General features: G+C 52.2%; 20 protein-coding genes. 9 read left to right on the top strand and 11 right to left on the bottom strand.

The window, feature by feature from the left end:
* Window positions 1–11: 11 nt before the first annotated feature.
* Together H144_RS0111490 and H144_RS0111485 are read right to left on the bottom strand one after the other, a co-directional pair.
* Window positions 12–2,315 (bottom strand): DUF4331 family protein, encoded by a 2,304-nt coding sequence (locus H144_RS0111490; RefSeq protein ID WP_019942211.1) that lies wholly within the window; start codon window positions 2,313–2,315, stop codon window positions 12–14.
* Between the two features lie 25 nt (window positions 2,316–2,340).
* Window positions 2,341–4,041: a DUF4331 domain-containing protein gene (locus H144_RS0111485; RefSeq protein ID WP_033402588.1), complete on the bottom strand. Its 1,701-nt coding sequence runs from the start codon at window positions 4,039–4,041 to the stop codon at window positions 2,341–2,343.
* Between the two features lie 634 nt (window positions 4,042–4,675).
* On the opposite strand from H144_RS0111485, the gene H144_RS0111480 reads away from it, so the two are divergent.
* The gene (locus H144_RS0111480) at window positions 4,676–5,410 is read left to right on the top strand and encodes a LytR/AlgR family response regulator transcription factor (RefSeq protein ID WP_019942209.1); all 735 of its coding nucleotides are present in this window, start codon (window positions 4,676–4,678) and stop codon (window positions 5,408–5,410) included.
* Window positions 5,411–5,881: 471 nt separating this feature from the next.
* Here the strand turns inward: H144_RS0111480 and H144_RS0111475 are convergent, their stop codons facing one another.
* The 5 genes from H144_RS0111475 to greA all read right to left on the bottom strand — a co-directional run bounded on the left by H144_RS0111475 (window position 5,882) and on the right by greA (window position 10,343).
* The gene (locus tag H144_RS0111475) at window positions 5,882–7,144 is read right to left on the bottom strand and encodes an exo-beta-N-acetylmuramidase NamZ family protein (RefSeq protein ID WP_019942208.1); all 1,263 of its coding nucleotides are present in this window, start codon (window positions 7,142–7,144) and stop codon (window positions 5,882–5,884) included.
* A 67-nt stretch (window positions 7,145–7,211) separates the two neighbouring features.
* Complete coding sequence (locus tag H144_RS0111470) at window positions 7,212–8,264, bottom strand: PA0069 family radical SAM protein (protein WP_019942207.1); 1,053 nt, start codon at window positions 8,262–8,264, stop codon at window positions 7,212–7,214.
* Between the two features lie 87 nt (window positions 8,265–8,351).
* The gene (locus H144_RS0111465) at window positions 8,352–9,422 is read right to left on the bottom strand and encodes a M42 family metallopeptidase (RefSeq protein ID WP_019942206.1); all 1,071 of its coding nucleotides are present in this window, start codon (window positions 9,420–9,422) and stop codon (window positions 8,352–8,354) included.
* Between the two features lie 35 nt (window positions 9,423–9,457).
* On the bottom strand, window positions 9,458–9,781 hold the full coding sequence (locus H144_RS0111460) for a hypothetical protein (protein ID WP_019942205.1): 324 nt from the start codon (window positions 9,779–9,781) through the stop codon (window positions 9,458–9,460).
* Window positions 9,782–9,857: 76 nt separating this feature from the next.
* Window positions 9,858–10,343, bottom strand: a complete 486-nt coding sequence (gene greA / locus H144_RS0111455; RefSeq protein WP_019942204.1) for a transcription elongation factor GreA — start codon at window positions 10,341–10,343, stop codon at window positions 9,858–9,860.
* A gap of 231 nt (window positions 10,344–10,574) precedes the next feature.
* Here greA and fmt point away from each other — a divergent pair, with 231 nt between their 5' ends.
* From fmt to H144_RS0111435, 3 genes are read left to right on the top strand one after another with little or no spacing between them, the layout of a single operon-like run.
* Window positions 10,575–11,495: a methionyl-tRNA formyltransferase gene (fmt, locus tag H144_RS0111445; RefSeq protein ID WP_026350614.1), complete on the top strand. Its 921-nt coding sequence runs from the start codon at window positions 10,575–10,577 to the stop codon at window positions 11,493–11,495.
* A 9-nt stretch (window positions 11,496–11,504) separates the two neighbouring features.
* Entirely contained in the window at window positions 11,505–11,999 is a 495-nt protein-coding gene (locus tag H144_RS0111440; protein WP_019942201.1) for a dihydrofolate reductase, read from the top strand.
* A gap of 58 nt (window positions 12,000–12,057) precedes the next feature.
* A complete protein-coding gene (locus H144_RS0111435; RefSeq protein WP_026350613.1) occupies window positions 12,058–13,149 on the top strand; it encodes an alpha/beta hydrolase in 1,092 nt (363 codons plus the stop codon).
* 45 nt (window positions 13,150–13,194) lie between these two features.
* Here H144_RS0111435 and hslU read toward each other — a convergent pair whose 3' ends face one another.
* The gene (gene hslU / locus H144_RS0111430) at window positions 13,195–14,586 is read right to left on the bottom strand and encodes an ATP-dependent protease ATPase subunit HslU (protein ID WP_019942199.1); all 1,392 of its coding nucleotides are present in this window, start codon (window positions 14,584–14,586) and stop codon (window positions 13,195–13,197) included.
* Between the two features lie 178 nt (window positions 14,587–14,764).
* Between hslU and H144_RS0111425 the strand changes: the two genes are divergently transcribed.
* The 3 genes from H144_RS0111425 to H144_RS0111415 all read left to right on the top strand — a co-directional run bounded on the left by H144_RS0111425 (window position 14,765) and on the right by H144_RS0111415 (window position 20,018).
* Window positions 14,765–17,041 carry a GH92 family glycosyl hydrolase gene (locus H144_RS0111425; RefSeq protein WP_019942198.1) on the top strand — a complete coding sequence of 759 codons (2,277 nt, stop codon included), beginning with the start codon at window positions 14,765–14,767 and terminating at the stop codon, window positions 17,039–17,041.
* A 4-nt stretch (window positions 17,042–17,045) separates the two neighbouring features.
* Window positions 17,046–17,456 (top strand): c-type cytochrome, encoded by a 411-nt coding sequence (locus tag H144_RS0111420; RefSeq protein ID WP_019942197.1) that lies wholly within the window; start codon window positions 17,046–17,048, stop codon window positions 17,454–17,456.
* Window positions 17,457–17,642: 186 nt separating this feature from the next.
* Window positions 17,643–20,018, top strand: coding sequence for a TonB-dependent receptor (locus H144_RS0111415; protein WP_019942196.1), 2,376 nt, complete (start codon window positions 17,643–17,645; stop codon window positions 20,016–20,018).
* A gap of 75 nt (window positions 20,019–20,093) precedes the next feature.
* Here H144_RS0111415 and H144_RS0111410 read toward each other — a convergent pair whose 3' ends face one another.
* Window positions 20,094–21,554, bottom strand: a complete 1,461-nt coding sequence (locus H144_RS0111410) for a gluconokinase (RefSeq protein ID WP_019942195.1) — start codon at window positions 21,552–21,554, stop codon at window positions 20,094–20,096.
* A gap of 99 nt (window positions 21,555–21,653) precedes the next feature.
* Window positions 21,654–22,022, bottom strand: a complete 369-nt coding sequence (locus H144_RS31725) for a hypothetical protein (protein WP_019942194.1) — start codon at window positions 22,020–22,022, stop codon at window positions 21,654–21,656.
* Between the two features lie 352 nt (window positions 22,023–22,374).
* Here H144_RS31725 and H144_RS0111400 point away from each other — a divergent pair, with 352 nt between their 5' ends.
* Window positions 22,375–22,560: a hypothetical protein gene (locus tag H144_RS0111400; RefSeq protein ID WP_019942193.1), complete on the top strand. Its 186-nt coding sequence runs from the start codon at window positions 22,375–22,377 to the stop codon at window positions 22,558–22,560.
* 22 nt (window positions 22,561–22,582) lie between these two features.
* Here H144_RS0111400 and H144_RS0111395 read toward each other — a convergent pair whose 3' ends face one another.
* Entirely contained in the window at window positions 22,583–23,818 is a 1,236-nt protein-coding gene (locus tag H144_RS0111395; protein ID WP_019942192.1) for a metallophosphoesterase family protein, read from the bottom strand.
* A gap of 212 nt (window positions 23,819–24,030) precedes the next feature.
* On the opposite strand from H144_RS0111395, the gene H144_RS0111385 reads away from it, so the two are divergent.
* Window positions 24,031–24,546 (top strand): DinB family protein, encoded by a 516-nt coding sequence (locus tag H144_RS0111385; RefSeq protein WP_019942190.1) that lies wholly within the window; start codon window positions 24,031–24,033, stop codon window positions 24,544–24,546.
* The last annotated feature ends 5 nt before the right edge of the window (window positions 24,547–24,551 follow it).

Here is a 24,551-nt window from a genome sequence, read left to right as displayed (position 1 = left end):
TCGGGTTTTACCTATTTTCTCAAAACTTTTACTGTGTAACGGTCATTCGCCGTAGTGATCCGCACGAAGTAAATGCCCGGCTGGCCACTCAGCTTCACAACGCGCCTTTCATTGGCACTGGCTTTCGCGATCGACTGATGACCGATCACCTGGCCTTTGTTGTTTGCCAGATCGAGGCGGACGGATTTTCCGCCGGCACCGCGAATTTCGATCACCACTTCATCGCTCGTGCTGGGGTTACCCATCACGACCGCACTCAATGGCACGGCCTGCTCGTCGGCTTCCGACACGCCCTGGCGCCATGTTTTGCTGCCGCAATAAGCGCGGAAGTCGAATTTCATCGTCACTTCCGACGATGGGTCGCCTACGTAGCGTGCTTTGAGCCACAGTACACCGCTGCTATTGTTATCTTTGAACAGCTCCGGCTCCACCTTACGGCTCACCATCGTGCTCCAACCGCCATTTACGACGCCAGCCGCGGAATATTCCACCGTATTACCCGGTACGCCTCCTGTGTGGCCGAACATGAAGCTGCCGGTGAGACAGTCGAAATTGTTGATCGTCACAGCCAATGGCTCCATCGAAACCGGGCCGGGGCCTTCGTAGCTCGGGCCACGGAAACCTGGCCATGGGTTTTGCAGGTACGGGAAGCTGGATTTCAGCGTTGTGTCGTTTTTGGTCACACCTGCATTGAACGAAAGCACATTCACCAGTTGCGGCGTTACCGGGCTGGTGCTGGTCCCCGGCACGAAGTCGTCGTACCAGAGGCCCACGGCTGCGAGTACTACCCCGCCTACCGCTTGCAGCTCGATCGTCGTCACATCGTCTTCCAGGCGGCGTCCATTGGGGAAGCCGTCCATGTTGGGAATCCATTGCAGATCTTTGTTGCCATTGTAAGCCGGGTCGGTGAGGCCGAGTGCCGCTGCCTGTACAAGGCCCAGAGAGCTGAATTTCGGATCGTTACGCGGCGTGGCGGGAACGGCCATATTCAGCCGCAGCCAGTCGCCCAATGTCGGTAAAAAATTGTGAATGAATGGCTTACCTGCTGCCAACGGGTTTCCTGCCTTGCCGGTTGCCAACTGGTATGGCGGCAGGTTGGGCACGCCGGTGTAGAAGATCGGCAGGATATCCACGGCCCGCGGGCTGGTAGCGTCAGGCAGCAGCACGCTACCGAATGCGGCTTCCGACAATGCGGTACCGTCCAGCGCCGGGCTGCCTTTTAACCCATACAAACCTGCTTTACCATTGCGGAAGTCGAACGAACCCAGGGATTTGCTTTGAATACGCAAAGGGGCCAGGCCCGGTACGGCGCCGCCGAACTGCGAGTCGTCCATATACAATGCCAGCTCGGGGTTGGTGAAGTATTTGGCAAATTGCAGGTCATTAGCCGGCGAGGTCGCATTCCATTTGTCTTTCATGCCGATGGGGATCACCGCTTCGTTCGTCAGCGGCATGCCGAGGCGCGATACTTGTACCCATTCGCCATCGTAGCCCACGTCGCCGCCGCCGTAAAGTGTCGTAATTTTCTTCCGGCTCGAAGAAGCATATACGCCGATCACATAGTCGGGATCGAGGATATTGCTCGCTTCGGCGACGGTTTTATGGCTTTTTTGCAAAGTAGCCACCGGCACTTCGATCACGATCGAGTGACAGTTGAATTTGGCCACACCATCCCGCGCACCGCTTTTACGCACATTACCGAGGTCGAAAATACCGCCCAGGTCCACAAAGAACGGGTCGTCTACCGGACCGGCAAATATCTTCTCGCCCGTACTGGCGGTCATGATCGCCTTGTCCACCAATGCATTATACTCCGAACCCAATCCTACCGGTGTGCTCTTGATCGACCGGGGACCGATATTCGGCGGTGGTACAATGCCGTTGGACACGATGGTGGAGAAGCTGTGGCCGCCGTCGGTGCTGCGTTCGCAGGTGTAGGTGGTTTTCAGGTTTTCCTTGCCCAAACGGATCAGGAAGAATGTCGACGGATCTTCATTCATCTTCTTGAAAGTAAAGCGGTAGATAATATCCGCTCCGGGCGTGCCTGCATTGTTATCCACATGGATTTCGTAGCGGATGTTTTCACCGAACGAATACCAGTTGGGACCGCCTGCCGGGTGCTCGAACGGAATGTAGTTCGCCACGAGCACGATGTTTTCCTTGTTGACCGGGCTTTTGAAAGCGTACACGTCGGTGTTATCCGCCAACGGGTCGGTCGAAATAAGCGGGGCTTCCCGGTGCGACGATGCCATGGATTGCGTGCTCACGCCGCACATGATCGCCAGGACCCCTATCAGATACAGAAGATTTTTCATGTTGTTTTTCGATAAAAGTGTGGGATCAGAAGCGGGCTTTTTCGGGATAATCATATCCTCTCCACGGGTTCGCCAGGTACGGGAAGCTGCCTTTCAAAGGCGCGTCGTTTTTGGTAGGTCCGGCGGTGAATGTGAGTACATTCAGCAGCTGTTGCGAAACCGGTGCCTGCGGGGTAGCGTCGTCGTAAAAGAGCCCTACCGCTGCCAGTACCACGCCCGATACGGCTTGCAGCTCGATCGTGGTCACATCGTCTTCCAGCCTCCGCCCGTTGGGGAAACCATCCATGTTCGGTATCCATTGCAGGTCGGTGTTGCCGTTGTAGGCCGGGTCGGTAATGCCGAGCACCGCCGCCTGTACCAGCCCCAGCGGACTGAATTTCGGATCGTTACGCGGCGTGGCGGGCACTGCCATGTTCAGCCGCAGCATATCGCCGAGCGTCGGCAGGAAGTTGTGAATGAATGGCTTGCCTTTCGCCAGCGGATTATTTCCTTTTCCTGTCGCCAGTTGATAAGGGATGACGTTGGGCACGCCGGTAAAGAATATCGGCAACAAATCCACTGCCCTCGGGCTTGCATTGTCAGGCAGCAGCAGCGTACCGAATACGGCGTCGTCCAGCGCGGTGCCAGTCAACGCCGAGCTGCCTTTCAACCCATACAAACCGGGTTTGCCGTTCCGGAAATCGAATGCGCCGAGCGAGTTGGCCTGAATGCGCAATGCGCTCAGAGACGGCACCGCGGTACCGAACTGCGAGTCGTCCATGTATAATGCCAGCTCGGGGTTTTTGAAGTATGGGGCAAATTGCAGATCGTTACCGCCGTAAGGGGTTACCGAGTTCCACTTGTCCTTCATGCCCAGCGGGATCACGGCCTCATTGGTGAGCGGCATGCCCAGGCGAGACACCTGCACATACTGACCGTCGTAACCCACGTCACCGCCGTTGTAAAGCGTCTTGATCATCTGCCGGCTGGCCGATGCCCACACGCCGATCACGTAGTCGGGGTCGAGGATGCTGGAAGCCTGGCCTACGTTTTTGCCGTCTTTTTGCAGGAGGTTAACGGGGATTTTTAATGCGATTGTGTGCACATTGAAGCGGGCAAGGCCGTCTTTGGGGGCATTGGTACTGTTGCCTTCCGGCCGGAAATTACCCGCGTCGAACGCGCCCGCCAGGTCTACGAAAAACGGATCGTCGACAGGCCCGCAGAACACCTTTTCACCGCTGGAAGCCGTCGCGATGGCATTCTCCACGAGCGAATTGTAGTCCGGTGCTTCCAATCCCACCGTTTTTCCCTCGATCGAACGCGGCCCGATGTTGTTCGGAGGCACTACGCCGCTGGCGATGATAGTGGTGAAAGTCTGGCCGCCGTCCGTACTTTTCTCGCATTTATAGGTGGTTTTGAGGTTCTGCTTGCCCAGCCGGATGTTGAAAAACGTGGTTGGGTCTTCGTTGGTGCTGGAAAACGTAAAGCGGTAGGTAATATCATCGCCAGGCGTTCCTGCCTTGTTTTTGATGTGGATCTCGTAACGGACATTGGGCCCGAAATTGAAATAGTTGGGCCCACCCTCGGGCGATTCGAACGGGATGTAATTGGCGATAATCGTAATGGAATTGGGGTCATCGGGGCTCTTGAACGCGTATAAATCCGTGTTGTCGGCAAGCGGATCATTGGAAATAAGCGGTGCCTCCCGGTGACTCGAGGCCAGACTGCCCAGCGCGCAGGGCAGCATTAACAGGCACAGGAACAGGGTCCTGAACCTGCAAGGGTCCAACATAGAAACTTGCATGTGGTAGAAGTTTAAAACAGTAGCGTTAAACTGAAAAAGTGATCGTAAAAGCGAGAAAAACATCGATGCAAACCCCGTCGTGAAAAGACGGAATCCCGGGAAAAGCTGACCGCTGCCGGAAGTACGGCAGATTACAAGCAACTATTAACGAAGGGCACTGGTGGTGTTAACAACCATTCGGACAGATATACGACGGCCGGAGTGTGGCCGGATGTCTCAGAAGGAAAAAAAACATACAGGTAACAAAAGCGCCTCTATATCACTATCCGAATATTAAATTAAATATTTCAAATTAAAAACAAATTGTCGCAGTTAATGGATATAGATAAAACTATTGCTACAATTGCACAAACATTTGTGGAAGAGCCTATTTTGCCTTTAATTTAAAGCCTGGTTACTCCTATACCCTCTTCACAGCAGATAATTCGACACAGTCCCTCAATCGCTCTTTGCAATTAATTCGTATATTATCTTATTATTTGTATACCAAAATCGGACCGGTGCCGGAAATGCTCCTAAGCATTAACCATTTCACATCTCAATTAAAGGCGGGCAAGGCTGACTATTTATACCTAAAATGAACATTCTAATCGTTGAAGACGACTTTATCATTGCGAAACATCTCCAATTTCTGCTAAACGGCTTTGGCTACGAGGCAAATGATATCGCAACAGACTATACGGCTGCAACCGAAATACTGAACAGCAAGGTGTTTCACCTGGCCGTGCTGGACATCAACCTGAACGGCTACCAAACCGGCATCGACCTGGCGGATTACATTCGTGAGAATTTCAAAATCCCATTCCTGTTCCTTTCCGCCCACGAGGACATTGCGGTCGTGAATGCGGCGCTGCAGGCGGCCCCGCACGCATTTTTACAAAAACCTTTCCAGAAAATCACCGTGTACACGGCTGTGAAACTGGCTTTGAAGAACTATCGCCTGGCTGCATTGGCAGGTGAAACTACTTCGGAGGAAAAAGAGGACACGACGGTGATCAAGGACGCCCTGTTCATCAAAGAAAAACACCTGTTTACCAAGATCATGCTGACGGACATTCTCTATATCCGCAGCGACGACAACTACCTGGAACTGCATACCACCAAGAAAAAATATACCATCCGCGAGACGCTCAAAAACATGCTCCAGCAGCTCCCGAGCAACTACTTCTTCCGCGTCCACAAATCGTTTATCATCAACCTGAATGCCATTACGGGCATTGATTACGTGCATGTGATGATCAACGACATCGAAATTCCCATCACGAACGACAACCGGGCCGAGCTACTTAGTCGCATCAAAACTTTCTCCTGATAACTCGAACCGACCGCTAAAAAACGGTTACTTACACTTTCCCGGACTTCACCCCAAAAAACTTACAGTTCACCCCTTAGATTTGCCGAGGACCCACGTGCGAAGTAATTTTATAACACGTAAACACCCTCTTCTATTTAGTAACTATATATTTTACCCCGACAGAAAGCCTGGGCTTCATTCAATTTTGAGAAATTTTTCTGAGGTCCAGGCATCTGTTTTATCGCGACAAACGTAATTACGGTCGAATGAGCATTTGGCATGATACTGAGCATTATGCACACATCTGTTCCTCAGGCGCACACGACATAAAGAGTACAAACCTAAACTAAATCGCGTACCAGTTTTTAATTAAATATCGTTGAGAATAATTGAACATCCCCGGGAATTATCCCTGGGATGTTTTGTTTTCGGCCGCGATTAGTCAATTGTTGTCATTAATTGTTACTTGTAGTCAGGAGTGGTCAGCGGTCAGGGGTAGAGCAGATATTTCTTTCGCATTTCCTTGTACTGCCCCAGACCGGGCTCCCAGCTTTTGCGGATCTCTTCTTCGGAGGCACCGGCGATGATCTGCTTTTTAAGGTTTTCGGTGCCGGAAAGTTTGTCGAAGTTGCCCATTTGCTTGCTTTGGCTCATATCGAAAAACTTCTCCTTGTCGGGATAGGCATTGTAGAGTTCGATGAGCCATTTCAGGTTCAGTTTCCCCGATTTACGGATGTCCTTCAAATCGTATTTACGCAAATCGAGGCCGTAGCATTCCTTGTCCTGGTGCAGCGGCGTTTCACTCATGCCTTTGATGCTGTGCGGGGTAAATGAGAAGTCGTATTTCCCTTTCAGGAGCGGCGCGCCAAGTACTGTAAAAGGCATGTACGTGCCGCGTCCCTGGCTGAGAATGGTGCCTTCGAACGGGCAGATATGCGGGTAAAGCATCACTGATTGCTGCGTGTTAAGGTTCGGCGACGGCATGACGGGCAGCACGTAAGGCGTATCGTGGGTGTAATTCGCTACCTTGATGATCTTCAGTCTGCATTGCATCTTGTTGGGCAGCCAGCCTTCGCCGTTGATCATCCGGGCGAATTCAGCTATCGTGAGACCGTGTGAAATGGGGATTTTGTACATTCCGATCCCTGAATGCAAATGGTCTTCCAGCACCGGGCCGTCGACGAGGAAACCGTTCGGGTTGGGTCGGTCGAGGATGAGCATTTCCTTGTTGTTCTCCGCGCAGGCTTCCATCACGTGCCCGAGCGTGTTAATGTACGTGTAGAAGCGCGCACCCACATCCTGAATGTCGAAAATCATCAGATCGATAGCCGCCATTTGCTCTTTGGTGGGCTTTTTCAACTTGCCGTACAGCGAAATGGCCGGAATGCCGGTTTTCGGATCGACGCTGTCGCCGACCTTATCGCCATTGCTCGCCGTGCCACGGAAACCGTGCTCGGGGCCGAAAATGGTGACGATGTTCACGCCGAGTGCCACGAGGCTGTCCACGATCGGTTTGGTACCGATAATGGAGGTCTGGTTGACCAAAATACCTACTTTTTTCCCTTTCAGATAGTCGAGATATTGCGACGTTTGATCAGCACCGGTGGTCGGGCCTTTGGCTTTCAGCAGGTCTTCGGGCGCTGCCGACAGCGAATCGGCCATGGCCGGGCTTTTCTGGGAAGTGGTGTTAACGCAGTTGCTATTGAGGCCTAATGCGGCTGTAAGGCCTATGGCCAGGGCTATTGTTTTCATGGAGTCAGATTTAGGAATGGCAAATTAGGGTTTTAATGCCACGAAGGCACCGCAGCGGCATTAAAAACTAGAAAAGCCGCATCTGCCCGGCCCGCATAAACTGCGAAGTATCCAAAGGCGGCAGCTCCCGGCCGGCGAGGTATTTGCGGCAGCAATGATCGTGCAGCTGCCGGATATGCTCCGCGAAACTGCCCTCTCCTACCATTCGAATGCCAAACCGCGAATCGTTCACCGCCCCGCCGTGGCATTCTTTGATCTGGTTCAAAACCTTCGCCGCGCGATCGGGGAAATGGTGGTTAATCCACTCTTCGAACAAGGTTGAAATAGCCCCATTCAGCCGCACAACCGTGTAATGCGACCATAATGCCCCGTTTTCGGCAATGGCCTGGATGAGTGCGGGTATTTCCTGGTCGTTCAGGCCGGGGATGATCGGAGCCGTCATAACGCCTGTGGGAATTCCGGCTTCGCTGAGCGTCTTAAGTACCTGCAAGCGGCGTTTGCCCGTCACCGTCCGAGGTTCCAATGCGCTGCGCAATTCCTCATTCAGAGAAGTGATTGATAATGCCGCGTGTACGAGGTTTAGTCTGGCCATTTTTTCCAGTATATCCAGGTCACGGAGTATCAATGCATTTTTGGTGAGAATGCTGACAGGGTTCCGGTAGCGCAGGCATATTTCCAGCAGCTGGCGCGTGATGCGGTATTTTTTTTCGCCGGGTTGGTAGCAATCCGTATTTCCTGAAATGTGAATATGGTGCGGCACCCACTTTTTGGAATTGAAAAGCTTTTCCAGAAGCTGTGGTGCATTCTTTTTCACGACAATTTTGGTTTCGAAATCCAGCCCCGCCGAAAAGCCCCAGTACTCGTGGGAGTTGCGGGCATAGCAGTAAATGCAGCCGTGTTCGCAACCCCGGTAGGGATTGATCGAATGAAAATCAGGCAGATCGGGGCTGTCCGAAACGCTCATGAGCGTCTTGGATTCCTCTTCGATAAATTGCGTTTTGGGATTGACCTCCGGATCTTCCCACTGCTGCCAGTCTTCGGAGGTGTATTCGATTTCGTGCTTGAAGAATTTGTTGCGCGTGTTGATAGCGGCCCCGCGCCCGCGTGCCCTGTTGTCCATTGTTTTCCAGTAAGTTGATGAAGTTATGAAGTATCCTAACGAAAGGTGTGTGTTTAGCGGAGCTGCCATAACAGCCCCGCTAGTGCATTACTTAATGTAACGGAAATCCTCCCCGCCTTTCAGCGAAAGGAGTACGTCGTACATGAGTTGTATCACATTCTGCACGTCGTCCTTGGAAACCATTTCCACGGTCGTGTGCATGTATTTTAATGGTAATGAGATCAATGCGGATGCAATGCCTTCCGTTGAGTAAGCAAATGAATCCGTATCGGTACCGGTCGAGCGGCTTACTGCCTGGCGCTGGAACGGGATGTTTTTCTCCTCCGCCACGCGGATCAGCAGGTCGCGGACATTGTTTTGTACCGCCGGACCGTAGCAGATCACCGGACCATTGCCGCATTTTAGGTCGCCTTGTTCCTTTTTGTTATACATCGGCGACTGCGTGTCGTGCGTCACGTCGGTACAGATCGCCAAATCGGGTTTCAGTCGGCGGGAGATCATTTCCGCGCCGCGCAGGCCGATTTCTTCCTGCACCGCATTCACCACGTATAATGTAAACGGCAACTTCACATTGTTCTCGTGCAGCATACGCGCCACCTCCGCGATCATGTATCCGCCCATGCGGTTGTCGAGCGCGCGGCCGAGGTAATATTTGTCATTCAGCTCATCGAGGCCGTCGGCGAAAGTCACCACCGTGCCTACGTGAATGCCCATTTCGAGGACTTCATCCTTTTTGGCGGCCCCCACGTCGATAAACAGCTCGTGCACTTTGGGCACCTGGTCCTTGGCGGTGTCGCGCACGTGGATGGCCGGCCAGCCGAATACACCTTTCACCACGCCTTTGGCGGTATGCAGGTTCACACGCATGGATGGCGCAATGGCCGCATCGGAGCCGCCATTGCGGCGAACATGAATGTAGCCATCCTCCGAAATGTAGTTCACAAACCATGAAATCTCGTCGGAATGCGCCTCGATCACCACTTTGTAATCCTGGCCCGGGCCGATCACGCCCACGGCGGTTCCGTAGACGTCGATAATCTGTTCTTCAATATATGGCTTGATATAGTCGAGCCATATCTGCTGACCGGTTGATTCAAAGCCGGTAGGGGAAGCATTGTTGAGGTACTTATAAAGAAACTCTGTGCGCTGATCTGACATACTTTTAATTTAAATAACCACTAAAAAATGCGTCGTCAAAGGTACTTCCACCACGCACAAAAACGCCGTTTACGGAGGTAATCCAGGTCGCTTTCGTGGGTATAGGCCTCCCTTTCAAACGAAATATGAAGATATGCTAAATAATGGTTCCTGTATTGCAGGTACCGGATTAAATATTCGGTCAGATACCATACATAAAAGATAATCAGGCCCATTTCAAGCTGTTGCTTCAAATGAATACGCTCGTGATTGAGGAACACCGGCGAGGGCCCTTTTCGCTTGGCCAGAATGAACGGAAAGAGGGCAATACCATCCACGCGCAGCGACGGGACGGTGAGCAGGATGCCTTTGATTTTCATAGTATGTGTGGTGTTAAAAAAGTTGGGTTGCGGAGCACACTTTGCCCCGCAACCCAACCTGTGAATCTATCACTTGTTATTCTCCGTTGAAACGGCTGATATCCAGTACTTCGAACTCCATCATCCCGGCCGGAACCTTGATTTCTGTCGTTTCCCCCACTTTCTTACCCAGCAAACCTTTGCCGATCGGCGAGCCTACGGAGATTTTGCCGGTTTTCAGGTCCGCTTCTTCTTCGGATACCAGCGTGTAGGTCACTTCCATTCCATTCTTACGGTTTTTGATCTTCACTTTGGAAAGAACGGAAACCTGGGAAGTGTCCATTGTCGACTCGTCGATCACGCGCGCGTTCGACAGGATTTCTTCCAGTTTGGCGATTTTCATTTCGTGCATGCCCTGCGCGTCCTTGGCCGCGTCGTACTCTGCATTTTCACTTAAATCACCTTTATCCCGCGCTTCTGCAATTTGTCGTGCAATCTCCGTGCGGCCTTTGGTTTTCATCTCATTCAGCTCGTTCCTCAGCTTGTTTAGTCCTTCTTCCGTGTAGTATGAAATTTTAGCCATGACCTTAATAATGTTTTTAAGTCTTTTGATTTTTGAAATTCTGCATAAAAAAAAAGAACGGCTCGAAGACCGCTCTACAGGAGTTAACGATACTCTCGTAGAAGGCTAGAAAACCTTTTCTTTTCGGTTGCGATATGATTTTGTGTTCACCATAATTTGCTGTAAGGAACGACAAAAATAACAATATTTGTGAATGGTAACACCATTTTTATCCAAAAGCGACATCTTCTTATGTCAAATCCGTTGAGAATTATTTTTATGGGGACACCCGAATTTGCGGTCCCGAGTTTACAAAGTCTGGTCGAGAACAATTCTAATGTTGTGGCCGTCGTAACTGTTCCCGACAAGCCTGCGGGCCGGGGCCAGAAGCAGACGGCATCACCTGTGAAAATATACGCAGAATCGCGTGGTATCCCAGTTTTACAACCCGAAAAATTAAAAAATCCGGAGTTTCTGGAACAGCTCAGATCCTACAACGCCGACTTGCAGGTGGTGGTCGCATTTCGCATGCTGCCCGAGGTTGTGTGGAGTATGCCCTCGAAAGGGACTTTCAACCTTCACAGCTCGCTGCTGCCCCAATACCGCGGCGCGGCGCCTATCAACTGGGCCGTGATCAACGGCGAAACCGAAACCGGCGTCACCACCTTTTTCATTGAAAAAGACATCGACACCGGTAAGATCATCTTCCAGGACCGCGAACCCATTTTCCCCGACGACAATGCGGGCACATTGTACGAGCGCCTGATGCGCAAAGGCGCGAGCCTTGTCGTGAAAACCGTGCAAGCCATTGAAGCGGGCAGCTATCCTCAAGAACCCCAATCCGAGCCTGCAGATATCAAAGCCGCGCCGAAAATCTTCCGCGAAACCTGCGAAATCGACTGGGCCCGCCCGGCCGGAGACATTCACAATTTCGTACGCGGCTTATCACCCTATCCCGCGGCGTGGACGACGCTGAATGGTCTTTCGTGTAAGGTTTTCAAAACAAAACAGGTTGATTTTGAAGGCAATGCCGAGCCGGGTGCCTATGCAACGGACAACAAATCCTACCTGCATTTCCGCGCGGGCGATGGCTGGCTGGCGGTGGAGGAATTGCAGATTGAAGGGAAAAAGCGGATGGCGATCGGGGATTTTTTGAGAGGGTATAAATTGTAAGTGAGAGCAATGAAAATATCAATCATCGTAGCCGCCGCCGGCAATGGCGCGATCGGCAAGGACAATCAGCTTCTGTGGCGGCTACCGGACGACCTGAAACGCTTTAAACAACTGACACTCGGCCACCCGATGATCATGGGACGCAAAACGTTCGAATCGATCGGCAAACCCTTGCCCGGGCGTACGTCGATCGTGATTACACGGAATGCGGATTTTGCGTTTGAAGGTGTCGTGGTCGTGCATTCACTGGAAGAGGCGCTCGAAAAGGCGGAAGCAATTGACCCGGAAGAAGTTTGCATTGTGGGCGGCGGCGAGATCTACCGGCAGGCACAGGCTATCGCTACCGACATTTACCTGACCAAAGTGCATACGGACATCGAGGGCGATACCTTCTTCGAGATCGACCAACCAGGTGCGTGGGAAGAGACGGAACGCGTCACCCACGAGGCTGACGAACGTCATATTTTTCGATTCGAATTCATAAATTATGTCAAAAAAAGCTGATAAATAAGTACTTTTGTGGCCGTAACCCATAGTGACTCAATGAAAGTACAAGAGTAGAATGCAAGTAGAAGTTGACACCCTTACCATTGAACTAAGTACCACAACCCACGATAGCCGACCGGTTTTCATCACTGGCAATTTCTGCAAGTGGCTGCCCGACCTGGAAGCATATCGGATGACAATGGTAAGTCCGGGCAATTACCGGTACCAGTTCCCCGAAGACCTGGAATTGCCCGATCCCATCGAATACAAATATACCCGCGGCGGCTGGAACCAGGTGGAACTCGACCTCGCCGGCCGACCTTATGGCAACCGCCTGATCAAGGCAGGCGAGACTTTGGTGAAAGACCATGTGATCCGTTGGCAAACCGACATTTCGACCAAGGCGGACCTTTCCCCCATCGTCGAAACCGTTGCAGAAGCTTTTGAGATAGCGCAGTTCAGCCGTACCCGTCGTGTGCGCGTGCTGCTGCCGCAGGATTACTACGAAAATCCCGACCAGCGATACCCGGTATTATACATGACCGACGGCCAAAACCTCTTCGGCGAAGGCTCGGAATATGGTAACTGGGAGATCGACAAAAGCCTTGCGGAACTTGCGAAGGCGCACAAGGCAGGCGTGATCGTCGTCGCCGTAGACCACGGCGAGGAAGACCGCGTGCAGGAGCTTTCGCCTTATGACAACACGAAGCTGGGCAAAGGCCACGGCGCCAAATTCCTTCAATTCATCGCCGGACCGCTCAAAACGCATATCGATCAGAAATACCGCACCAAACCCGACCGCCTTAATACCGGTATCGGGGGCAGTTCGGTCGGTGGTTTGCTAAGCATGTACGCCGCGCTGATGTTCCCGCAGACATTCGGCAAATTCATGGTATTCTCGCCGGCGCTATGGATTTCAGAAAAAGTCTATTTCGACGCGATCCACTTCTTCGAGCCGTTCGAAACGCGCATTTACCTGTACGCGGGCGGGAAGGAAGGCACACACATGATCCCGAACGTGAACAAGCTCAAAGATACGCTCGAAACGCAAAGCTTCGGATATAGCCGCGTCAGGATCAAATCCGCCGTCGACGCCAAAGGCGAGCACGACGAAAAGCAATGGAGCAAGGAGTTCCCGAAGGCTTTTGAATGGCTGTTTTTTGAATAGAGGAGGAAAGGGAAGAAACTTTCCTCCCTTTCCTCCTTCCTCCCTTTACAAAATATACTGGCTCAAATCTCTGTTTTTCACGAGCGCCGACAGTTTTTCCTGCACCATTTCGGCGGTGACGGCTAGTTGGGAACCGTCGCCGATCACGTCGGGGATATCGAACATGAAGTCGTTGAGCAGGGAGCTCATCACGGTTTGCAGGCGGCGGGCACCGATGTTTTCCACTTCGCTGTTTACTTCGAATGCAATGCGGGCGATCTCGCGCAATGCACCGTCTTCAAATTCCAGCTCTACACCTTCGGACGCCATCATGGCGCTGTATTGCTTGGTCAATGCGTTTTTAGGGGCTTTCAGGATCTGGTAAAAATCACCTTCTGTGAGGCTGTTCAGCTCTACCCGGATCGGGAAACGACCCTGGAGCTCGGGAATGAGATCCGACGGCTTCGACACGTGAAATGCACCGGCCGCGATGAAGAGAATATGGTCGGTCTGGATCACGCCGTGCTTGGTATTCACGGAGCTTCCCTCCACGATTGGCAGCAAATCGCGCTGCACGCCTTCGCGGCTTACATCGGGGCCGCTGCTGCTCGACCGGCTCGATGCCACCTTGTCGATTTCGTCGATGAATATAATGCCGAGGTTTTCCGCTTTTTTAATGGCTTCGAGCTTCACCTCGTCCATATCGATGAGCTTGGACGCCTCCTCGTCGAGCAGCAGCTTGCGTGCTTCCTCAACGGTAACCTTGCGTTTTTTTCCGCGCCGGGGCATCATATTACCGATCATTTCCTGGATATTCATCATGGAAACGTCGTCGACCGCCCCGCCGATCATGCCTACATTCGGCATCTGGTTTTGCTGTACTTCGATTTCGATTTTACGACCGTCGAGCTCGCCGTTGCGGATTTTCTCGCGGAAGCGCTCGCGGGTACGCTGGTTCAGCTCGGCATCGCTGTGGGGCATTTCCTCGGAACCATTATCGGTAAGTGGCTTCGACGGTCCCGAACCATGCACGGGAGGGATCAACGCGTCGAGGATAATGTCCTCCACGGCCTGTTCGGCTTTGATTTTCACTTCCTCCTTTTTCTGCGTCCGTACCATCGCCACGGCCTGTTCCACGAGGTCGCGTACCATGCTTTCGACGTCACGGCCCACATAACCTACTTCGGTAAATTTGGAAGCTTCCACTTTCACGAACGGCGCGTCGGCAATTTTGGCCAGCCGGCGGGCGATCTCGGTTTTGCCGACACCCGTAGCGCCGATCATTAATATATTGTTCGGGATAATTTCCCGTTGAATGTCCTCGGGACTATTCATTCGCCTCCACCGGTTTCTCAAAGCGATCGCTACGTTGCGCTTTGCGTCATTTTGTCCGATGATATATTGATCGAGCTCGAAAACGATCTGACGGGGTGTTAGGCGGTTCAGGTGTTCTGTCATAGTGGATTGATATAGATTCGGAACTTAACCTCAAAAAGAATTATGCCGGTACAAAATGGCAGGGAATCGTACCGTTGGGAAATCTTTGGGGCTATTCCTTTTTGTTCTCTGGCCTTCGATTACTTTTGTCCCTGCATTTCATTTCCCAGATTCAATATATAAAAGAATTGTCCCCAAGATGAAAAAAATCCTTTCCTGCTTTTTTACCCTTGTTTTTGCCGCACAATTATCCTACGGGCAAGGCAACGGTAATCCCGTCGATTATGTAAACACGCTGATGGGTACGCAATCGAAATTCAGCCTGTCGGCCGGTAATACCTACCCGGCCATCGCCCTGCCCTGGGGAATGAATTTCTGGATGCCGCAAACCGGCAAAATGGGCGACGGATGGGCTTATATGTACGATGCCGAAAAAATCCGCGGCTTCAAGCAAACCCACCAGCCGAGCCCCTGGATCAACGATTACGGCCAGTTCGCGATCATGCCCATTACCGGCAAACTGAAAATTGACGAGGAAGCACGCGCCAGCTGGTTCTCCCACAAAGCCGAAACCGCAAAGCCGCATTATTATAAGGTATACCTGGCCGATTACGACGTAACTACCGAAATCACGCCGACCGAGCGCGCCGCGCAGTTTCGCATTACCTTCCCACAAGCCGATACTTCCTATGTACTGCTCGACGCATTCGACAGGGGTTCTTATGTAAAAGTCCTGCCGAAAGAGCGCAAGATCATTGGTTATACTACCAAAAACAGCGGCGGCGTACCGGCCAACTTCAAGAACTATTTTGTACTGGTTTTTGACAAAGCATTTACATTCTCGTCTGCATTCCACGGCAAAACGCTGGCAAAAGACACGCTGGAACTCAGCGCTGCGCACGTAGGCGCAGTGGTGGGCTTTAAAACCAAAAGAGGCGAACAGGTGGGCATCAAGGTAGCCTCCTCCTTTATCAGCCCCGAGCAAGCGGAGCTGAACCTCCAACGCGAGCTGGGCAACGACTCTTTCGACGCCACCAAGGCAAAGGGCGAGCAGGCCTGGAATACCGAGCTGTCGCGCATTAAAGTGGAAGGCGACGATATCGACCAGATCCGCACATTCTACTCCTGCCTTTACCGCGTGCTGCTGTTCCCACGCAAGTTTTATGAAATGGACAAAGCCAACAAAGTGGTACATTACAGCCCTTACAATGGCGAAGTGCGGCCGGGATATATGTTTACGGACAACGGCTTCTGGGATACCTTCCGCGCCGTGTTCCCCTTCTTTACGCTCATGTACCCGACCTTGAATGCGCACATTATGGAAGGCCTCGCCAACGCATACGACGAAAGCGGCTTCCTCCCCGAATGGGCCAGTCCGGGCCACCGCGATTGTATGATCGGCTCCAACTCCGCGTCGTTGATCGCCGATTCGTACATCAAAGGCATCCGCGGCTACGATATCAACAAACTGTATGAAGCCGTTTTGAAAAATACCCAGAATGCGGGCCCGGTAAGCTCGGTAGGCCGTTTCGGTCACGAGTATTACAATGAGCTGGGCTATGTTCCCTATGATGTAAAAATCAATGAAAATGCGGCCCGCACGCTGGAATACGCCTACGCCGACTTCTGTATCGGCCAACTGGCAAAGGAGCTGAAAAGGCCGCAATCGGAAGTGGATTTGTATTTAAAAAGAAGCCAGAACTACAAAAACCTGTTCGACCCGGAAACCAAATGGATGCGCGGCAAGAACAAGGACGGTCAATTCCAGAAGCCATTCAACCCTTTCAAATGGGGCGATGCATTTACAGAAGGGAACAGCATTCACTACACCTGGTCGGTGTTCCAGGATGTGAAAGGGCTTATCAACCTCGTGGGCGGACGTGAGAAATTCGTGCAAAAACTCGACACCGTGTTCACATTACCGCCGGTATTCGACGACAGCTACTACGGCTTCCCGATCCACGAAATCCGCGAAATGCAGATCATGAACATGGGCAACTACGCGCACGGCAACCAGCCGATCCAACACATGATTTACCTGTACAACTACGCCGGTGCGCCGGATAAGGCCCAATACTGGACCCGCCAGGTGATGAAAAGGCTGTACCAGGCCACGCCGGACGGCTATTGCGGCGACGAGGACAATGGACAGACTTCGGCCTGGTATGTATTCTCCTCGCTGGGCTTCTACCCCGTTACGCCGGGCACGACGCAGTACGTAATCGGCTCACCATTATTCAAAAAAGCGACTTTGACGATGGAAGACGGCAAGAAATTCACCATCGAAGCACCTGCCAGCAGCGATACCAACCTGTACATCCAGGGTGCAAAGCTGAACGGCAAGGCTTACGACAAGACGTACCTCGAACACGCCGACATTCAAAAAGGCGGAACAGTACAGTTTGACCTGACCGGCAAGCCTTCGAAAAGCTGGGGAACAAAGCCGGAAGCCGTACCATTCTCGCTCACGAAATAATGCCATGAAACGATTACTCACATTCCTCTCAGCCGCCATCTTCTGCGCCGCGATTCCGCGCGCGCAGGACGACGAGCTAGCGAAAAGCATCGAGCGCGGTAAGATGATCTATTCCGAAAACTGCATTAGCTGCCACATGGGCGAAGGTGAGGGTATCCCGGCCACATTCCCGCCGCTGGCAAAGTCGGATTACCTGATGAAAACGCCGGAAAACGCCATCCAGGCCATCAAATTCGGGCTCATCGGCAAGGTTACCGTGAATGGCGTCACGTACGACAATATGATGCCCGAGCCCGGCCTCGAGAACGAGAAGATCGCCGACGTGATGAACTACATCATGAACTCCTGGGGCAATTCTTCTGAGAAAAAGATGATCACCGTTAAAATGGTGGAAGAAGTGAAGGCGAAAGAATAGCCGTTTTTAAAGATCAGTTTCAGGCCGCATTGTCCGAATGGACGGTGCGGCTTTTTTTGTGGTAATGGTTTGAGTATAACCGGCTATACAATACTATTTTAAATAAATCTAAATAAAACCTTGCCTGATAAGAATTACAGCATGATATTTGCGGCTCGTTAACTATTTAGTCCAATTTTAAACAAAATGAAGAAATTTTATATTTTCATCCTATTCTTGCTGGCAGGCGCCTCCGCATTTGCGCAAAACGGCAGAATATCAGGACAAATACTGAGCTCGGATGGACAACCGGCAGAGCAGGTTTCCGTCGGAATCAAAGGAACCGCACGGGGCGCCGTATCGGACAATCAAGGAAAATTCACAATTGAGCGCGTCAAACCGGGAAGCTATACCCTGCTGGTGAGCTTCGTGGGTGTGGCTACCCAGGAAAAAGACGTGGATGTAACTGCCGGCGAGACCGTGAATGTCTCCTTCACATTGTCGGAAAGCGCTAACGAATTGCAGGAAGTTATCGTGAAAAGCGGCACTACCTACAAGTCGGACCAGTTTTCATCGAGCATGAAACTGCTCACGCCGATCCTCGAAACCCCGCAAAACGTGCAGGTGGTGACCGCCAAAGTGTTGGCCGACCAGCAGGTGATCAGTATGAGCGACGGTTTGATCCGCAATGTCAGCGGCGCCGTACGCCTGGAACACTGGGGCGATATGTATGCCAATATCAGCATGCGCGGATCGCAAATCCAGGCTTTCCGCAACGGGTTCAATGTCGTAAACTCCTACTGGGGGCCATTGACGGAGGATATGAGCTTCGTCGACCACATCGAATTCGTGAAGGGCCCCGCAGGCTTTATGCTGGCCAATGGCGACCCGAGTGGTTTGTACAATGTGGTTACCAAAAAACCAACCGGCCAGACGAAAGGCGAAGTTTCTTTCAACATGGGCAGCTTCGGCCTCTACCGCGGTACCCTCGACCTCGACGGCAAACTCAGCAAAGACAGCAAGTTCTTGTACCGCCTCAATGTGGCGGCGCAAAACAAGGGCTCTTTCCGCCCCTACGAATACAACAACCGTTACAGCATCGCACCGGTTGTTTCCTACCAGATCGACGAGAAGACCAAGCTGACGGCAGAATACACCTTGCAATATGCTAAAATGTCAGACGTAGGATCGTTCTACGTGTTCTCGCCGGACGGATATGCTTCTCTCCCACGCGATTTCACGACAATGCCTCCGGGCCTCGCTCCTACCCGCATCAAAGACCAGAGCGTATTTGTAAACCTTCAGCATAACCTCAATGCAGACTGGAAACTGACTGCGCAGGTAGCTTATTTCAATTACGGCCAGACCGGCAGCAGCATGTGGCCATGGGCAGTTAATCCCGACGGCAAACTGATCCGTGGCGTAGGCGTGTGGGACGCGAAGAGCGAAATGACCCTGGGCCAGGTATTTGTGAATGGTGATGTAAAAACAGGCGGCGTAAGGCACCGCATTCTCGGTGGCTTCGATGTGGGCAGCAAAAACTACTTCGCCGACTGGTCACAATCGTTCCCGCTCGACTCGGCAGGCGCCGAATTTGACCCTAAAAACCCTTACTACGGCACGCCGGTAATGGGTTACCCGGTATTTGACCGCAGCCAGAACCTCGAATCACGTGCGGCAGCAGGCGGCGGTTTGCAGGACCAGAACTACACCGGCCTTTACTTGCAGGACGAACTCGGATTCCTCGACAACAAAATCCGTCTGACACTCGCTGGCCGTTATACATATGTAAAACAATCGGCATACGGCGGTGCCGCGCAGGAAGCGAAACACTTTTCGCCACGTATCGGTTTGAGCATTTCACTCACCAAAAACACCTCGTTGTACGCCTTGTACGACCAGGCATTCATTCCGCAATCGGGACGTCTGGTAGGCGGTTCGGTGAAACCGATCACGGGTAACAACACCGAGTTTGGGGTGAAACGCGACTGGGCGGAAGGGCGCTGGAATACGACCCTCGCATTCTACCGCATTCTGAAAAACAACGAGCTGACCTCCGACCCGAACAGCCCGCCCAACTCAGGCCTCAGCATTGTACTCGGCCAGAAAAGGGCGCAGGGTGTTGAATTCGACCTTCGCGGTACGATCGTCAACGGCCTGAACCTGACTGCCAACTATGCTTACACCAATTCGGAAGTGACCAAAGTAGCCGAAGGCGTAACAGACATTAAAGTAGGCGACCTGATCCCGGGTTATGCGAAACACACCACCAACGCGTGGCTGAGCTACAAAGTACAGCACGGTTCGCTGAAAGGTGCGGGTGTTTCAGGTGGTTTCACCTATCTCGCCGGCCGCGCAACTACCAACTGGTCAACTACCAATACCAGCCTCAACCAGCCTGATTACTTCAAACTGGACGGCGGTGTATTCTGGGAGAAAAACAATGTCCGCGTAACGGCGAACGTGTTCAACATTCTCGACAAATACCTGTACAGCGGTGGTTATTACGACTGGTTGAAAGCCTACTACTGGCAGGCGGATCCTCCGAGAAACTACCGTTTGAGTGTTACCTACAAGTTTTAACAGCTAGTCAGATCGAAATCAAAAAGAGGCTTCCCATGAACAGGAAGCCTCTTTTTGAATACCAAAACCGGCTAATCAGACTGCATGAGCCAACATCAGCTGCGCACCTTTGCTGAATTTCTTGGCGAGCGCGTCGTATTGTTCGTGGGTCCTATTGTTTGCATCAAATTCCTTCCCCACCTGCGTGAATGCCGTCAGCTCGGAAAAATCCCTGGCGAATCCGAGCGCTTTCAGGCCCATCATGGCAGCCCCGACAGCACCGGTCTCGACGGTTTCGTTCAGTTTCACGGTCTTGCCAAAAACATCTGAAAGCATTTGCACCCAGGTGGCGCTCCGGGCGAAGCCGCCATTTGCGAAAATGGTGTCGATCGGTTGCATTTCCATCAGTATTTTACCAATGCTGTACAAATTCAGCAGAATCCCTTCCATCACCGCCCGTGCGAAATGTGCCCGTGTATGTGTGATATCGAGCCCCGAAAACCCGCCGCGAACGGACGAGCTCCACAGCGGCGCACGCTCACCAAGCAGATAGGGATAGAACAGCAGCCCTTCCGACCCTGGTTTAATACCCTCTGCCGATTTGAAAACAGCATCGTATTCTTCTTTGGGAAAGAAAGTGTTCATCAGCCATTCGAAAATCACGGCCCCGTTGTTCGACGGCCCGCCTACGATGTAGGTTTTCTCGTCGAGCACATAGCAGAAGGTCTGCATCAACGGGTCGGAGAATGGCTTGGCGGAGCAGATCCGCACGGCGGCACTGGTCCCGATCGTCACGGCCATCGAGCCGGTTTTGATGGCCCCGCTGCCCAGGTTCGCCAGGCAGCCGTCGCTGGCGCCCATAATGAGCGGAATGCCTTCCGGCAGTTTCGCATCATTGCTTTTCGGCAGCTTTACAATATGATAGGGCGATACGGTCCTGGGTAGCTTTTCGGCTTTCAAACCCAGCTTTTTCAATGTGTAGGCATCCCATTGCAATTCACGGATATTGAACATACCCGTGGCCGAAGCAATGGAATAGTCGACCAGAAATTCGCCCGTGAGCCTGTATACGATGTACTCCTTCACGCCCACGAACTTGCTGGCCTTACGGTAAATCTCCGGCTCATTCTTCTTCATCCACAACAACTTACACACAGGCGACATTGCGTGAATGGGCGTCCCGTTGTTGTTATAGATCTTCCTGCCCACCTGCGAAGCACGCAGTTTGATCGCCACATCGGCGCTGCGGTTATCGGCCCAGATGATGAGGTTCGTGAGCTGTTTGCCGTCTTTGTCCAGCGCCAGCACGCCGTGCATGGCGGCGCTGAAACTGACCCCGACCGGATCGCCCTTGCCCTTACAAAGCGTGATTACCTTTTTCAGCGTCTTGCTCGCAGCCTGGAAAATCTCTTCGGGGTCCTGCTCGCTCCAATCGGGTTGCGGGTGCTGCATTTCGTAACTTTCACTGTGCGAGGCGAGAATGGTCCCGGAAACGGTGTCGAAAGCAACCGACTTGACGTTTGTTGTGCCGATATCACAACCAATAATATAGGGCATTGGCAATTGTTTTAGAGGCAAAAGCCGCATTCCCGTACCGGAGAATGGCGGCCTGTGATTACTAAAACAAAAGTATGGATTTTGGGATAACGAACAAGCCTACAACGCCGTGGCCACGCGCTGCGTTTTCGTGGCTACCACAAACGACTGTACAAATTTCTCCTCGCCGTCCGTCAGCTCGAAGGTGTATTTTCCGTCGCGCATGATCGTGAGGTCGAAATTCTTGTGATAGCGCTTGTAAACCAATGTTTTTTCCACAAAAATCACATTCTGTTCCTCGTCCCTGATACGGACGAGCACACGGTCGGTTTTGGGATATTTGTAGCTGAGCTCGAATTGCATCGGCTTCACCTGCATGACGTAGAAATCGGCGAAATAGGCGTCGTGCTCCGCATTATTGACGGTTTGGGCGTGGGCGGAGAGGGCACCGAAGAAAAACAGGATCAGGAAGGTGTAAAGGATTTTCATAGGAGTGAGAAGTTAGGTTTTTCAAAATATTATTCCGAAAATCAACACCTCAAAAATACTTTATATCGAAATATGATTCAATAACCAAATACATAACTGTTTGAAAGTTATTTGAATCGCCACTTCCGTTCTTGGCAGGATACCACAAAAATGTACAGCACCATGCACTTTGTTTAAATAATACAATTTCATGCTGACTATCAGCACCATGCATCTCTTTTGACCAAACAATGCGTTGAATCGCCGAAAGAAGAAGATTGACCCGCACGGCTAAAAAACGGAAGTGAATGCGAGAAACTTAGGCGCGATTTATTATTTTCGCAGCATCGAAAGCTATTAATTCATTCCGAATATGTCTGATACAACCCATACTGAGCCTCAATCGCTGCCTACGTTTGCTTATATCGCAGCATTTATCATCCTTTTTGTTATCCTGGCCGTGTTTGCCGACCTGTTCGTATTCATTCTCGGAACCATCGGTCTGATCGTGACTTTCGCCGCCTTTTACAGAGACAAAAGCCACGACGATCACCATTGACATCCCGCCCGCAAGGGCCTGATCATATTTTTCGAACGGCCAGTTCAGGCAGGACGCTTTCAAGCTTCCAACCGAGCTGGCCGTTCTGCTTGTTTACCGTCCAGCTCTCCTGCATCACGATGGTATCGTCCAGGTCGCGGTATTCGGCCACGAGTTTTTCGTTGCGCAGCGCCAGCCGCACAAATCCATTGTAACCCAGCGCATGGCCCTTCATTTCCTTTCGAACGCGGGTATCGTAATAATCGATTTTATAGGATTCACCGGCATCGGGCGGCTTGATCTCCACCGGCAGCCCGCCGTGGCCGATGCAGCGCCCGTAGGCCATCGGCCCTTTTCCATTGCGGTCGAAACGGTAGGCTACCAGCCGGTGATCGTGCCCCCAGATCCACACGACCGGCCGCTGCGCGTCGCCCAGGAGCTTTTGCAGTTGCTCGCCCGGCCGTACATATTCCTCGCGGAACGCCGAAATATAAGGATGATGGCTCAAAAACATGATGCCGCGTGTATCGGCAGGGTCGCCGAGGCGCACGACGTCGCGGAGCCAGGCCACTTGTTCCTTTCTCAGATGGCAGTCAGGCGGTGACAGGATCTCGAAAAACGGACGCCCTACCGAAGTATAGCCGGTATCAATGCCGATAATGCGCCAGTAATTATTTTCCAGGCAGAAAAACCCCGCCTGCTGCGTCTTGCGCACCTCGCCCACCTGCGCGTACATGGCGGGAAGCAAATGCTGAAAGAATGCATTGCCGTTCGAATACATCTCGTGGTTGCCCGAAAGCGCGAGGCTCCCCGACAGGCCGTAATACCACGAGGCGTAAGGCGCCGTGAAGTTCTCTTCGACCTCTTTCGGCGTTCCTACAAAGTAAATATCGCCCATATGGATCGTGTAATCGGGTGCGTGGCGCGCAACCAGGTTGGCGACCGCATCGGATTCCGCGGTGTCGCTGGCCCAGTCGGACAGCAATGCGATGCTGATTTCCTCCCGCGATGCGACGGACGATTGCAGCGGATAAATGCCCGTATCGTCATTGCGCGGGTAAGCCTGGTACGGGTGGCGCGCGCCGAAGCGGCTGCGGATGTAGTGCCACGCGAAACCGAAGAGGTTGGTTTTGAAGAACTCGGAAATGACGTTGGTCACCGAAGAGGTCTGCTGCACACGCTTTTCGTATAGTTCCAACTGGGTTTTCGCGTGGTTTTCGGCTTCGCTGTGGCCCAGGTCCAGGTATTTCTGGGCGCGTTCTTCTGAGCTTCCGGGCATAGGATTCGGTTCAATGGTTGGTGCAAAAAGTAAATAAAGAAATATGCCGCTTAACGTCAACCTTACGGCCCGATTTTCTTGACGCTCAGCACCGGCAACAGGTAACCGGAGGCCACATTACCGTTGCTTAAATATTTCCCCCGGTTGTTGACAATCGCATTCCTTCCCGCTACCTTTCGCAAAATATATCAACCACCAAACACAAAAATCGAATGAAAAGAATCGCTATTATCTGCATGTTTTTACTGGCCGGCAAAGTTGCCTCTGCCCAGACCACCGTTGCCAAGCAGATCGCCGACTGGGAACGTGCCAAAGCATTTACCAAGGAATACCTGGACGCCATGCCCGAGGATGGTTACGCATTAAAACCGACCACCGAAATCCGTTCGTTTGCCCAGCAGATGGACCACCTCGCCGATGCCAATTATGCATTCATTTCGGCTGCCACCGGCAAGAAAAAACCGATGGAAGGTTCTCTGGAAAAAATGGCTGACCAATCCAAAACAGCCGTAAGCAAAGGCGTGTTGGACAGCTACGACTACGTGATCGCATCGCTGAAAGGTATGACCGACGCCGACTTCGCGAAAGACGTGAAGGTATTCGGAATGGACATGAAGGCCGGTACTGCTTTCGAAAAGGCATTCGAGCACCAGACTCACCACCGCGGACAAGCTACGGTATACATTCGCCTGAAAGGCGTGAAACCACCGCAAGAGAAGCTGTTCTAAAACAC

It is taken from the genome of Dyadobacter beijingensis DSM 21582 (assembly GCF_000382205.1).
Taxonomy (GTDB): Bacteria; Bacteroidota; Bacteroidia; order Cytophagales; family Spirosomataceae; genus Dyadobacter; species Dyadobacter beijingensis.
This window is presented reverse-complemented; position numbering and strand designations above follow the sequence as displayed.